The organism is Corynebacterium sp. PCR 32 (genome assembly GCF_037464985.1).
Taxonomy (GTDB): Bacteria; Actinomycetota; Actinomycetes; order Mycobacteriales; family Mycobacteriaceae; genus Corynebacterium; species Corynebacterium kroppenstedtii_D.
On record NZ_JBAHVL010000001.1, the window covers coordinates 86342 to 99292 of the forward strand.

Genomic DNA, 12951 nt, shown 5'->3' on the forward strand with positions numbered 1-12951 from the left:
CGTGTACACGCCAGATGCAATTGGAACGCCCCTGTCCCCTAGCGCAACCAAGGTGATGTTGCTCGGTTCTGGTGAACTGGGCAAAGAGGTCGCCATAGCGTTGCAGCGTTTGGGGGTGGAAGTTCATGCAGTTGATCGGTATGACGGTGCTCCTGCGCATCATGTTGCGCAGTATCATTACGTTCTTGATATGACGGATCCGGATGCGGTGAAGAACCTTGTTGATGAGGTGCGCCCGCATTACATTGTTCCGGAGATTGAGGCGATCGCGACGGATGCCCTGTTGGATTTGGAGTCGGAATACACGGTTATTCCGACGGCAACGGCGACGCGTGTGACGATGAATCGTGAGGAGATTCGTCGTGTGGCGGGCGAGGAGCTTGGCTTGCCGACGAGTGGGTATGCTTTTGCGTCGACGCGTGATGAGTTTGACGACGCTGTGCGTGCGATGGGTTTTCCGTGTGTGGTGAAGCCGGTGATGAGTTCGTCGGGCAAGGGGCAGAGTGTTCTCCGGGGCCCGGGGGATTGTGATGAGGCGTGGGATCATGCGATGAGTGGTGCCCGGGTGAATCAGGCGCGGGTCATTGTTGAGCAGTTTGTGGATTTTGATTATGAGATCACGTTGTTGACCGTGCGGTCATTGGATCCATCGACGGGGAAAGTGGCGACGTGGTTCTGTGAGCCGGTGGGGCATCGTCAGCATTCTGGGGATTATGTGGAGTCATGGCAGCCTGCGCCGATGAGTGCTGCGGCGGCGGAGAACGCGCAGTCGATTGCGGCGCGTGTGACGAATGCGTTGGGTGGTCGTGGTGTGTTTGGTGTCGAATTGTTTGTGAAGGGCGATGACGTGTACTTCTCTGAGGTCAGTCCGCGTCCGCATGACACGGGTATGGTGACGATGGGTACGCAGCGGTTGTCGGAGTTTGATCTGCATGCACGGGCAATTCTGGGGTTGCCGGTTGATGTGACGTTAGTGTCACCGGGGGCGTCTGCTGTGGTGTACGGGGGCGTGGAGGCCGCAGGTGTCGCGTTCTCGGGGGTTCGTGAGGCGCTGGCTGTGCCGGAGACTGATGTGCGTGTTTTCGGTAAGCCGGAGGCTTTTCCTCATCGACGGATGGGGGTGGTGTTTGCCACTGCGGAGGATATTGAGACAGCACGGTCGCGGGCGACGACGGCAGCGTCGTTGATTCATCCTGTTGTGCCCGGTGGTGAGTGGCGGCGTGGCCAGCCGGTGGTGGGACAGTCCCCTGAATAACCTGCATTGAGGGGAGACGTGTCGCCGGTGGGGTGTGGGCCGGCTTATTGTTGGTGGAGTAGAGACACAATTCGACATTGACCTACGGGAGCCCCGTGATGCGTGGGCTGAGAGGGCGGAGCGTTGCCGCCGACCGTGAACCTGATGCGGGTGATGCCGCCGGAGGGAAGGACCGTTGTCCCGTCGTTTCACTGTGATTGGTGCTGGCCTTGTGGGGCTGGCGACTGCGTTTGAATTGACCGAGCTTGATGAGGGGTGCTCGGTGGTGGTGATGGATCCCTCACCCTTATCGGGGGCAAGTTATCATGCGGCCGGTATGCTCGCCCCAGCTGCGGAGATGCAATATCAACAGGATGCGTTGCTGCCGCTGATGCGTCAATCTGCGGTGTGGTACCCCAGCCTGGTTCGTCGTGTTGCCCGGGCTGCTGGTGGTGACGCAGACGACCCGCGGGTGACTGGTTTCCGGCGCGACGGCACCTATGTTGTTGCTGTTGATTCGGCAGATCGACTCCACCTTGAGCAGACGCGGGATTACCAAGCGTCGTTCGGCATGGCTGCGAACCGGGTGAGTGTCCGCGAACTGCGGACAGCGGAGCCGGCATTGAGTCCACAGCTGTCGGGCGCGGTGTATATCCCGGGCGATCACCAGGTCGACCCCCGCGTGTTCGGCCGGCTCCTCATGGAAGCGCTACGGAATCGTGAGGTGGAGTGGGTGAACCGCGCAGCTGTTCCGGCCGACATGGGGGCCGGGTGTCGGGGGAGAGCCACCACCGTGGTGGCCAATGGTGTCGGCGCTGCTGATTTTTTCCCGTATCTGCAGCTTCGTTCGGTGTGGGGTGACATCCTCCGGCTGCGTGTTCCATCGGAGCTTGATCCGTTGGTGACATCGGTGATCCGCGGCTATGTCCGCGGCCGGCCGGTGTACCTGGTTCCCCGTGTTGATGGTGGCCTCGTTCTGGGGGCGACGAGTCGCGAGGATGACCGGGATGCGCCGCTCGCTGGTGGGGTGCTTGATCTTCTCCGCGATGCGGCCACGATGTGCCCCGGTATTCGCGAGTGTTCTGTGGAAGGGGTGACGGCGGGTGCTCGGCCGGGCACACCGGATGATTGCCCCTACATTGGTCTCGACCACGCCACCGGTGCTGTGGTGTCCACGGGCTATTCCCGTCATGGGATTGTGCTTACCGCAATGGGAGCGCGGGTCGGTGCGGCACTCGCTGTGGCCTCTGCTGGGGGTGGATTAGATGATGTGACAGGCGCGGATATGGTGCGGCGGTTGGACTGTTCCGATGAGTTGTTGGCTCGCGCAGATGATGACGATCCCCCGGAGCTGACCGTGCGCGACATTGTCTCCGTGACGGATATTTATCGGGACGCGTGACAAGTGATGACTCTCTTTTGCAGGTCGCAGTGAGAAAGCTGAGGAAATGATGACAGATACCCCATGTTCTCTAGGTCACATATCAGGTGGTCCAGATCATCCATCAATCACGATTGAAGTGAACGGTGACCAGTGTCAGGCAGTCGCCGGATTGACTGTCGCACGATTGGTGGCGGCCATATCAGTCGATGGTGAGAACGCTGACCTCACGGTGGTCGATTCTACGGTTGATTCCACCGCCGGTATCGGGGCACAGCCTACCGCTGACACCCATGCCGCAGGAGATGGTGTCGACGGCTATGCCGTCGCTGTTAATGACGAGATTGTCCCCGCATCAACCTGGCGTACCAGCACAGTGAGAGACGGTGACCGCATTGAGATTCTCACCGCAGTTCAAGGAGGGTAAACAATGGACAATACTGGAGCGCCGAATCACCCCTGCACGAGTACGGACTCAGATCACTGGACGCTGGCTGGCCGTGATCTCACCTCACGTCTGTTCCTCGGCACGGGAGGGATGACGTCGTTGGACATTATGGAAAAGGCGCTGGTGGCGTCGGGAAGTAATGTGGCGACGGTGGCGATGCGTCGATACCGCGCGGGAGCAGTGGACGTGTTTGGCATGCTGCGGCGCCACAATGTTCACATTCTTCCCAACACTGCCGGGTGTCAAACGGCCCGTGAGGCAGTGTTGACAGCGAAGATGGCGCGGGAGGCCCTCGGCACTGACTGGGTGAAACTGGAGGTTGTTGCCGATGATGACACCCTGCTCCCCGATAGCGTTGAACTTGTCGACGCCGCGGAGCAGCTGGTCAATGAGGGATTCCATGTGTTGTCCTACACGAATGATGATCCCATCGTGGCGCGAAGGCTGGTGAACACGGGCGTGGCCGCTGTGATGCCAGGCGGGGCGCCGATTGGTACAGGACTGGGGATTCTCAACCCTCACAATATCGAGATGATTGTGACGGAGGCTGGTGATGTCCCGGTGGTGTTGGATGCCGGAGTGGGGACGGCTTCGGAGGCGGCGTTAGCACTGGAGCTTGGCTGCTCCGCAGTGCTCGTGGCGAGCTCAGTGACGCGCAGCCGCGACCCGGAGGCGATGGCGGTGGCGATGGCCAATGGTGTTCGCGCGGGGTACTGGGCGCGCCGGGCGGGGCGGATTCCGACGCGTCAGCATGCGGTGGCGTCCTCACCACTGGAAGGGAGGGCGTGGGCCGATGCTGTCATCTAGTGGCGGACCCTCCAGTGATGGGCGCGTGACCACCGCGTATCCGCACCTGATCCCGGACGATCGTTTGGAACCACTTCCGTATGAGGAGCAAGTGCGTACCGCCCGGCATCTGGCGTTGTTTGACCAGTGTGTCCAACAGCGTTTTGCCGCGGCGCGTGTGTGCGTGATTGGTGCGGGCGGGTTGGGGTCGCCCCTGTTGTCTGCGCTGGCCGCGGCGGGCGTCGGGACCAATGGTCGCATCACTGTGTGTGACGATGACACCGTTGAGCTCACTAATCTCCAGCGTCAGACTCTTTTTGGCGTCCAGGATGTCGGCCGTGCGAAAGTGGTGGTTGCTCGTGAGCGCATGGAGGCGATGAACCCGTCGATCACGGTGGCTGCGGCAGGACGTTTTGATGCTGGTAATGCCGAGCAGCTGTGTCGTGATCATGACATTCTCATTGATGGGAGCGACAACTTTGCGACGCGTTTTGTCGCTGCCGATGCTGCTGAGATAACAGGCACTCCGTTGGTGTGGGGCGCTGTGTTGCGCTATGAGGGGCATGTGTCAGTGTTTTGGTCGCCGCGCGGGCCTGGTCTTCGTGATCTTTTTAACGGGCCTCCATTAAAACCCGTTGTGACGTGTGCAGAGGCTGGTGTGTTGGGGGCAACGACGGCGGTTGTTGGCAATCTGATGGCCACGGAGGCGTTGAAAGTGCTGGGGGGGCTGGGTGAGCCGCTCGTCGGTCGTGTACTTACATATCACGCGTTGACATCGACGACGCGGACGCTGCGTCTGCGCCGTGATCCGTCGCGTGACCCTGCGTCGGCGATTTGTGGTTCGAGTGCTTCATCCGTGGGTGACGCTTCACGTGAAACATCCCACAATCTGCCGCATTTGTGCAGCCCTGGGTCGGGGGATGCTGTAGACACCGCGAGGGTGCCGGGAGACCCCAGCCACGCCGCATCGGCCACTCCCTCCTCTCGCCCGGCGGGCCAGGCGGCTCTGGCGTGGTCGATGGCCCCCTCGGACCTTCCTGCGTTTCTCGCCAACGAGACCCATGTTCTCGTTGATGTCCGCGACGATTACGAACGCCTCATTGAGCGGATCACCCTCGATGGCCGTGTCACAGCGGGCGGAGCGACACCTGAGGCGTCTGGTCCGCGCGACATTCATGTGCCCGTGGGGCAGGTGATGGCGGATGCAGCGGCAGTGCAGATTCCTGATTCGGCGACGGCGGTGGTGGTGTACTGCGCTCGTGGAGTACGCAGTCAGCAGGCTGCGGCTGCGTTGCGGGAGACGTTGATCGTTCCGGTGTATTCCCTCGAGGGTGGGATTGCGGCCGCTAAATAGATATCGTTATCAATCCTGTTGAAAAACGACACCAGTTAACTTTATGATCTAAGCGTATTCTCAGCTCACTTTGAGGTTCTCAGAGCGGGAGAAATAGCGGGAACCGGCCGCTGACCAACCGAGATACTCCGTATGGGGGGAGGTACACCTTTCTTCCCCATGGTGAGTGACGCCGCCTATTTCTCACACTCATCATCTCTACATATCTATATAAGACAAGAAATTAGGTAGGTGCGGAATGTCGACAAAGAAATCGGCTGCCACGACGCCGAACAAGAAGGCGTCGACCGGAAGCGAACTTGTCGCTGTCGGTATCTTCACAGTGATCATCCTGGTCATTCACACGTTGTGCAACATCATCGGCGTGTTGGGGCCAGAGGTTCAACCGTTCGGCGGGGTTGTCGCCGTCATCATTAACGGCATTCCGTTCATGCTGTTTCTCCGTCGTATCCACCACTTCGGCCTCATCACGTCGATGACCCTTCTCATCTCCGTGGTTCTCGTCCTCATGGGGCACCACCCGATCGGCATTCCTTTAGCACTTGCGTGTGGTCTTATTGCGGACATCATCGTGACCAGTGGCACATTTGCTCATCGAAACCGCAACATCCTGGGCTACGCATTCTTTGCCCTGTACCCGATGAGTGGAATTTTCCCACTCCTGTTCATGCGCCATCAACTCATTGAGATGTACACCAAACAGGCTGATGCCCACTGGGCACAGTCATTTAGTGATTTCTTCTCGGCACCGATGGTGTTCGGCATCGGTGCCGGGTGCTTCATTGCTGGATTGATCGGTGGATGGTTGGGCCAGCGGTTGGTTCGGACATACTTCTCCCGGGCAGGGCTGTGAGGACAGCACCGATCGATACGCTGGATCCCCGTGTGGGGCTCATCGGCGTTGCTATGACGGATGTCGTGCTCTTAAGCGTTGGCAGCGAACTCATGGAGTACACGGCCACCGGCATCGCGCTGCTCTGTTTATTAGCGTCGTTGCGGCCGGTGAAAGCTGTCATTGTTCTCCTGATTCAGGCAGCGATGGTCGCAGTCGGGCACATACTCCTTCCCACTCTCGATGGCCCTGCCGCAGAAACCGTCTCATTGTTGATGTTCGCAGTGGGATTCACCTACCGGTTGGCTCTTGTCGGCGTCATCGCGTGGGCAGTGACGCGTGGCATCACGACCGGTGCTCTGCAAGCAACGTTGGCGTGGGCGAGAGTACCTCGAATTGTGGCAGTTCCAGCGATGGTCGCCGTTCGGTTCTTTCCAGTCGTCGTCGACGATGTCCGCACGATTCGCGACAACCTCATTCTCCGCGGCGTCGTGTCCTCCAGTGTAGCGGTGTTCATCCACCCAGTGATGGCACTCCGTCATGGTGTGTTGCCGTTGATTGCGTCATCATTGCGGACGGGGGATGAACTCGCTGCATCTGCGCTACTGCGTGGTTTAGGTGCGCAGCGTCAACCGACGTCGGTGGTTCAGCTTCACCTGAAAGCTATTGATGTCGTTGCCATCACGATCGTCGTTTTGGTGGTGGCGCTTGGGGTCATGGAGCAACTGGGATGATCACTATTAACGGCCTTACTGTGACCGTCGAGACCATGATGGTGGACGACGTTGATTCGGCAGATCCTGGCGCCATTGACACCGACGATGTCACACTCCTCGACGATGTCACATTAACAATCACCGCGGGTGAGACTGTTGTCATCACGGGTGGTTCCGGATCGGGGAAAACATCACTGATCAGCACGATTAACGGATTAATTCCTCATATTCGCCCGGCCGTGATCGACGGCGACGTCTCAGTGAACGGCATCATTCCGTCGGATGTGGACATCACTGATGTAGGCTGCACGACAGCGACAGTGTTCCAGAATCCGAGGACACAGTTCTTCGCGACCGACGTCATGTCCGAAATCGCGTTTGGCGCGGCAAACCAGGGGATCCCGCGTGATGAGATTCTCCGGCGTATCGATGATGCCACCAGCCTGCTTGGCCTGGCGGATCTGCGTCATCGCCGTATGGCGGAATTGTCCGGTGGTGAGAGACAACGTGTCGCGATAGCATCAGCGCTCGTCGCGAACCCCTCAGTGATTCTCCTCGACGAGCCGACAGCCAACCTCGATGATGCCTCAACACAGGCCGTCGCAGAAGCCATTGCACGCCTGAAAGCAGCGGGCGCGACCATCGTGATCGCCGAGCACAAACTGTACTACCTGGAGGGGTTAGCTGACCGTATCGTGGAGCTTCGCCACGGTACGGTGGTGGCGGACCGTTCGGCCGAACAGTTCTGGGCAATGAGCGACAAGCAACGCCGCGATGCCGGACTACGCAGCCTCCATGCGCCAGAACATTCGCCACGCCCACCATGCCAAGACGTAGGAACACGCGGTGGCTTGCACCTGCGTGGCGTGTCTGCCACCCGCGACGGCCGACCATTGTGGACCATCGACGCTGCTTCGGCGCCACGCGGAGCAGTCACCTGCGTCACCGGACCGAATGGCGTGGGAAAAACAACCTTGGTGCAGGCGCTATCTGGCCTCTTCCGCTGTCACGGGGATGTCGTTTTGGATGGGACCACCATGTCGACTCGGCAGCGGCGGCGCCAGTGTGCTGTCGTCATGCAGGATGTCAACCGGCAACTATTTGGGACCACCGTCTGGGAAGAACTGTACGTGGGGCGTTCACACCCCTGTGATGCGGAGGCTCATGGTGTATTAGCGGAATTGGGGCTCGACGGGATGGAAGGTCGTCATCCACTGAGCTTGTCTGGTGGACAGCGGCAGCGTCTCGCCGTGGCTACTGCCGTTGTTGATGATGGTGACGGGCACATGGCTGACATCATCATTTTTGATGAACCGACATCTGGCTTGGATTTCCACTCGATGGAAGCGATGGCGGGCGTCATTCGCCGATGTGCAGATCGGGGTGCTGTCGTACTCGTGGTCACGCATGACCGCGAATTGGTTGACACGGTGGGAGACTTCGAGATCCCCCTCTCACCAGCATGTGACTGACCAGCCGCAGCGGGGCCGAGGTGAGGGGTCAACCAACCCTGGTTGGTCAACAGTGGAAGTGTGCGAGCGCCCGCCGGGTGGTTTCGCCAGGGTTCTCAGCGTGCATGAGTGCTCGCACCATGGCACAGCCAGCAATGCCCGTGGCGCTCAGGGCTTCAACGTCATCGGGGGTGATATCGCCAATGGCGATAATGGGCAGTGATGTTGCCGCCACCAGCGTGCGGTAGCCGTCGACACCGAGGGGTTCACGCCCGGATGTTTTTGTTGGGGTGGGGCGGAAGGGGCCTGCGCCAATGTAGTCAAGGACACCGGGCTGTGCGCGGTGAACCTCCTCCGCCTTGTGGACCAGAGGCAGCGTGCCTGTCGTGAGGCCGATGAGTGCGTCGGAACCCAGCATGGCGCGGGCAGCCTCTGCGGGAAGGTCGTCCTGGCCCAGGTGTACACCGTGGACTGGTGCGCCAGCGAGCCGGGCGGCGTAGGCAACGTCTGCGCGGTCATCGACGACGACCTTTGTGGTGGGGTTCGCGCGCTGAACAGCGGTAGCGCAGGCGGTGACCAGGCCGAGGAGGTCACGCGTCGGGAGCTCCTTTGCACGAACTTGCACGACGCCAGCACCCGCCGCTGCGACGGATGCGGCCGTGTCGATAGTGTGGTCGTCTGTCCCGGATGTGACCAGGTAGATACGGAAATCTGTCTCGGGGTATCGCATGACTCCTCCGCCTCATTCCTGGTGGATTTCTCACTGGTGGGGCTGTCAGTTGGTGTGGTGTTGCGTCTGTGGGGGCACTGTGGTGAGGCCATGGTCGATGTCCTGGGTAGCGTCTGCTGCTGTGGAGTGGTGCATGTAGAGCTGGGAGCCGTGAGCGCGGAATTCTTCGGCCATTGTTGCCATGCCAGCCTCGGCATCCACCTGGGCGGCACGGCCACCCGCACCTGATCCGGAGGCGCCAGGCGCGGAGCCCACACCCGAGGATGGAGTGACGATTGCTACGGTTTCTGTAGGGGCACCCACCTCCGGCATACCGAGCATCGTCTCACCGTAGGTGTCGCGAATATCCTGGCTAATCCGCATGGAGCAGAACTTAGGACCGCACATGGAACAAAAATGCGCGGTTTTCGCGGGCTCCGCGGGCAGTGTTTCGTCGTGGTACGCCTGTGCTGTCTCCGGATCAAGTGACAAGGCAAATTGATCCTCCCAGCGGAACTCAAATCGGGCTTTGCTCATGGCATCATCCCATGCTTGCGCGCCGGGGTGTCCTTTCGCGACGTCGGCGGCGTGTGCGGCAATCTTATAGGTAATGACGCCGGTTTTGACATCGTCACGGTTGGGGAGACCGAGGTGTTCTTTGGGGGTGACGTAGCACAGCATGGCCGTGCCGCCCATGGCGATGGTGGCTGCGCCGATGGCAGAGGTGATGTGGTCGTAGCCTGGGGCGATGTCGGTGACCAGTGGGCCGAGAGTGTAGAAAGGGGCACCATTGCACCAGTCTTGTTCGAGACGAATATTCTCCTCGACGAGGTTGAGTGGAATGTGGCCGGGGCCTTCCACCATCACCTGCACGTCGTGTTCCCAGGCGCGGCGAGTGAGTTCGGCGAGGGTGCGCAACTCGGCGAATTGTGCTTTGTCGTTAGCGTCGGCAATGGAGCCGGGGCGGAGACCATCGCCGAGGGAGAAGGCGATGTCGTAGCGGGCAAAGATGTCGCAGAGTTCGTCGTAGTGTTCGTAGAGGAAGTTTTCTTTGTGGTGGGCGAGACACCACCCGGCCATGATGGATCCGCCGCGTGAGACAATCCCGGTCACGCGATCGGCGGTGAGCGGGACGTACGGCAGCCGCACGCCGGCGTGAATGGTCATGTAGTCAACACCTTGCTCTGCCTGCTCAATCACAGTGTCTCGGAAGATTTCCCAGGTCAGGGCGGCTGCTTCACCGTTGACTTTCTCTAAAGCTTGATAAATCGGCACCGTGCCAATTGGCACTGGCGAGTTGCGGATGATCCATTCGCGGGTGGTGTGGATGTCGTCACCGGTGGAGAGATCCATGACGGTATCTGCACCCCACTTCGTCGCCCACCGCAGTTTCTCCACTTCCTCATTGATGGATGATGTCACCGCCGAGTTACCAATGTTGGCGTTCACCTTGGTAAGAAAGCGCCGGCCGATGATCATCGGCTCCGACTCCGGGTGGTTCACATTCGCCGGGATGATCGCACGCCCGGCGGCAACCTCGGCGCGGACGAGTTCAGGGTCGCATTGTTCCCGCACGGCAATGTATGTCATCTCGGGCGTAATTATGCCGCGACGTGCGTAGTGCATGTGGGTGACGCAGTGGCCGTCGCGGGCGCGGAGTGGTTGGCGTGTGGTGCCTTGCCATTCTTGGGAGGAGGCGCCACGTTTGACGGCTGATCGGCCGTCGTCGTCCAGCTTTTTGCCACGTGCCTGGTAGGTGGTGGTGTCGTTGCGGCTGGCAATCCAGGGGGTGCGCATGTCGGGGAGCCCGCGGGTGGGCTCGGTGTCGGGGCCCATGGTGCGGTAGATGCGGGCAGGGTCGTTGGGGCCGGTGGGGGAGTCATCGAGTGTGACTTCGGTGTAGGGTACGCGGATCCCGTTGTGCTCAATGAAGCGTTCGCGGTGTTTGGGATGGTTCTCGCCGTGGATGGTGTGGGGGCGGGGTGGGTGGTTGGTGGGCGCAGACATGCCTCAGGTCCTCTCTTCCTTCGCCGGTATGATCCGGACAGGTTCGGACGGTCGGAGCGGCAGTAGCTCCCTCTCAGCCCGTGCCGTGGGCTCCCGTGGGGTTCGCGAACAAGTGTAGGCGACGGGTTGGCATGGTCATGATGATTGTGGCAAATCGTTGCGATGGGGGTGGAGTGTGTCTTACAGCCAGCCGGCATTGCGGGCGATGGTGGCTGCCTCGGTTCGTGTGGTGGTGTGTGTTTTGGCGATGGCGCGGGAGATGTGGTTGCGCACAGTGCCTGGGGAGAGGAACAGTGTGGTGGCGATGTGCGCGATGGGTGCACCGGTGAGTGCTTCGCGGAGGACGTCGCGTTCACGTTCGGTGAGGGGGTTATCTCCTGTGCGGCGGACAGTGTCGTGGAGTGCGAGGGGGACGGCTGTTTTTCCAGCATAGACGTCACGTATTGCGGTGGTTAGTGTGTCAACGGGGGAGTCTTTGACGACGAAGCCACGGGCGCCAGCGTCGAGTGCGCGTTGCAGGTATCCGGGCCGGCCGAAGGTTGTCACGATGATGACTCGGCAGCCGGTGTTCTGGGTGAGGGTGGCGGTTGCGGTGATGCCGTCGATGCCGGGCATGTCAATGTCAATGAGGGCGACATCGGCCTTGCTATTAGCGATTTTTTCCGTGAGATGGGTGGCGTCGGTGGCGGTGCCAACGACGGTGAGGTCAGCCTCCAAGGTCAGCAGTGACGCGAGGGCTCCGAGGATGAGTGATTGGTCATCGGCTAAAAACACGCGGATGGGATTGGCCGAATCTGGATCCGTCGTGGCGGTGTGTGTGGTGTTCGTGGTGGTCATGGTTGTTTGTCCGGTGTGATGTGGGTGGTCGGTGGTGTTGTGTCTGGTGTCATGGTGATGACGACGGTGGTTCCTTCATGTGGGCGTGAGTAGATAGTGGCTGATGCGTTGTTGTTCTGTGCGCGGCGTGTCATGCCGTTGATCCCGTGGCCTCCGTGGGTGGGGTGTGTGCTGTCGAAACCGTCGCCGTTGTCGGTGATGGTGAGGCTGTCGGGTGTTGCGGTGATGGATGCGGTTGTCGCGTGGGAGTGGCGGAGGATGTTGGTGGTTGCTTCTGTGATGATTGCGGCGTAGAGGGCGCCGGTGGCGGGTGGGATGGTGGTGTCGGTGGTGGCTGTCATGGTGATACCGGCGGAAGTGCAGACTGCTCGTGATTCGTTGATGGCGTCGTGTAGTGAGGGTGGGGAGAGTTCGTCGAGGGCGGCTCGCATGTCGTTGAGTGCGGAGTGGGAGAGGTTGTAGATGTCGTCGATGTGTGTGCTTGCGGTGGTGGGGTCGGCGGCGGCCAACCGGGATGCGAGTTGTGCTTTGACTGCGATGACGGTGAGGCTGTGGCTGAGTACATCGTGCATGGTGGTGGCGATGGCTTCGCGTTGGCGGGCGTGGTCGAGCCTGTACTCAAGGTCACGGCGGCGCTCTCTGTTCTCTGTGGCGATGCCAATCCCGACGATGATCATGACGGTTATTCCTATGCTGGTCATCGCTGGGAAAAGGTATGTTTGTAGGTCTTTGGAGCTGACAATGATGAGGGCGCCGATCATGATCGACGTGAGAATTCCTGTGATGGTGCCGCGTCGGCCGGAGCGGATGAATATCCAGAGTGCGCAGAAGTACGGGGCAAAACACACGGCGACGATGCCGATGACGGGGCATGCTGCGGCGGTGAGGGCGGTGAGAACCGCCGTTGCTGCCCACAATCTCAGATTGTGATGGCCGGTTCGAAAGAAGGTGGCGAACCAGTAGATGGCCAGGTATGTCGTGGCGAAGAGGAGAATGACAATGATGGTGCCGAGGCGGGCTGGGGTGCTGGCGGGGGAGGTGAGTGCGGTGGTGAGAGGAAATCCTAGGTAGAGAAGCCACAATGCGGGGTAGAGCAAGCTCTCATTGCGCCATGTGCGGTGATGTCGTGATGTCATGGTCTCCGTCGGTGGGGTTGGTGGTCGTTGGTTCTCATCCTGGTTTGGTGTCCTAATGTA

At 60.3% G+C, this 12951-nt stretch carries 12 protein-coding genes and 2 riboswitches; of the genes, 8 read left to right on the top strand and 4 right to left on the bottom strand.

All coding sequences use genetic code 11. From position 1 onward, the window contains the following. Window position 1: 1 nt before the first annotated feature. From purT to V5S80_RS00340, 8 genes are all read left to right on the top strand, one after another. Window positions 2-1255: a formate-dependent phosphoribosylglycinamide formyltransferase gene (gene purT, locus V5S80_RS00305; protein WP_395168774.1), complete on the top strand. Its 1254-nt coding sequence runs from the start codon at window positions 2-4 to the stop codon at window positions 1253-1255. A 74-nt stretch (window positions 1256-1329) separates the two neighbouring features. Next, window positions 1330-1440: riboswitch (TPP riboswitch) on the top strand. After that, entirely contained in the window at window positions 1431-2636 is a 1206-nt protein-coding gene (gene thiO, locus V5S80_RS00310) for a glycine oxidase ThiO (protein WP_395168775.1), read from the top strand. It overlaps the preceding riboswitch by 10 nt. 49 nt (window positions 2637-2685) lie before the next feature. Next, window positions 2686-3042, top strand: coding sequence for a sulfur carrier protein ThiS (gene thiS, locus V5S80_RS00315; RefSeq protein ID WP_395168776.1), 357 nt, complete (start codon window positions 2686-2688; stop codon window positions 3040-3042). Window positions 3043-3045: 3 nt separating this feature from the next. Next, entirely contained in the window at window positions 3046-3870 is an 825-nt protein-coding gene (locus V5S80_RS00320; protein ID WP_395168777.1) for a thiazole synthase, read from the top strand. Further along, a complete protein-coding gene (locus tag V5S80_RS00325) occupies window positions 3857-5203 on the top strand; it encodes a ThiF family adenylyltransferase (RefSeq protein WP_395168778.1) in 1347 nt (448 codons plus the stop codon). Before V5S80_RS00320 ends, V5S80_RS00325 begins: the two co-directional genes overlap by 14 nt. Window positions 5204-5441: 238 nt before the next feature. Next, window positions 5442-6056: an MptD family putative ECF transporter S component gene (locus tag V5S80_RS00330; RefSeq protein ID WP_395168779.1), complete on the top strand. Its 615-nt coding sequence runs from the start codon at window positions 5442-5444 to the stop codon at window positions 6054-6056. Further along, on the top strand, window positions 6053-6769 hold the full coding sequence (locus tag V5S80_RS00335; RefSeq protein ID WP_395168780.1) for an energy-coupling factor transporter transmembrane component T family protein: 717 nt from the start codon (window positions 6053-6055) through the stop codon (window positions 6767-6769). Before V5S80_RS00330 ends, V5S80_RS00335 begins: the two co-directional genes overlap by 4 nt. Beyond that, window positions 6766-8223: an ABC transporter ATP-binding protein gene (locus V5S80_RS00340; RefSeq protein ID WP_395168781.1), complete on the top strand. Its 1458-nt coding sequence runs from the start codon at window positions 6766-6768 to the stop codon at window positions 8221-8223. Before V5S80_RS00335 ends, V5S80_RS00340 begins: the two co-directional genes overlap by 4 nt. A gap of 46 nt (window positions 8224-8269) precedes the next feature. On the opposite strand, the gene V5S80_RS00345 is transcribed toward V5S80_RS00340, so the two are convergent. The 4 genes from V5S80_RS00345 to V5S80_RS00360 form a co-directional block, all read right to left on the bottom strand. Beyond that, a complete protein-coding gene (locus V5S80_RS00345) occupies window positions 8270-8932 on the bottom strand; it encodes a thiamine phosphate synthase (protein ID WP_395168782.1) in 663 nt (220 codons plus the stop codon). 45 nt (window positions 8933-8977) lie between these two features. Next, entirely contained in the window at window positions 8978-10918 is a 1941-nt protein-coding gene (gene thiC / locus V5S80_RS00350) for a phosphomethylpyrimidine synthase ThiC (RefSeq protein ID WP_395168783.1), read from the bottom strand. Then, window positions 10916-11025, bottom strand: a riboswitch (TPP riboswitch). Its footprint overlaps the gene before it by 3 nt. A 73-nt stretch (window positions 11026-11098) precedes the next feature. Beyond that, window positions 11099-11755 carry a DNA-binding response regulator gene (locus V5S80_RS00355; protein ID WP_395168784.1) on the bottom strand — a complete coding sequence of 219 codons (657 nt, stop codon included), beginning with the start codon at window positions 11753-11755 and terminating at the stop codon, window positions 11099-11101. Then, window positions 11752-12891, bottom strand: a complete 1140-nt coding sequence (locus V5S80_RS00360; RefSeq protein WP_395168785.1) for a sensor histidine kinase — start codon at window positions 12889-12891, stop codon at window positions 11752-11754. The genes V5S80_RS00355 and V5S80_RS00360 overlap by 4 nt, the downstream gene beginning before the upstream one ends. Window positions 12892-12951: the final 60 nt, after the last annotated feature.

Excerpts from the sequence above, each read along its gene's own strand:
- thiS (WP_395168776.1), top strand. The coding sequence starts at position 2,686 with ATGACAGATACCCCATGTTCTCTAGGTCACATATCAGGTGGTCCAGAT.
- V5S80_RS00320 (WP_395168777.1), top strand. The coding sequence starts at position 3,046 with ATGGACAATACTGGAGCGCCGAATCACCCCTGCACGAGTACGGACTCA.
- V5S80_RS00325 (WP_395168778.1), top strand. The coding sequence starts at position 3,857 with ATGCTGTCATCTAGTGGCGGACCCTCCAGTGATGGGCGCGTGACCACC.
- V5S80_RS00330 (WP_395168779.1), top strand. The coding sequence starts at position 5,442 with ATGTCGACAAAGAAATCGGCTGCCACGACGCCGAACAAGAAGGCGTCG.
- V5S80_RS00340 (WP_395168781.1), top strand. The coding sequence starts at position 6,766 with ATGATCACTATTAACGGCCTTACTGTGACCGTCGAGACCATGATGGTG.
- V5S80_RS00345 (WP_395168782.1), bottom strand. The coding sequence starts at position 8,932 with ATGCGATACCCCGAGACAGATTTCCGTATCTACCTGGTCACATCCGGG.
- thiC (WP_395168783.1), bottom strand. The coding sequence starts at position 10,918 with ATGTCTGCGCCCACCAACCACCCACCCCGCCCCCACACCATCCACGGC.
- V5S80_RS00355 (WP_395168784.1), bottom strand. The coding sequence starts at position 11,755 with ATGACCACCACGAACACCACACACACCGCCACGACGGATCCAGATTCG.
- V5S80_RS00360 (WP_395168785.1), bottom strand. The coding sequence starts at position 12,891 with ATGACATCACGACATCACCGCACATGGCGCAATGAGAGCTTGCTCTAC.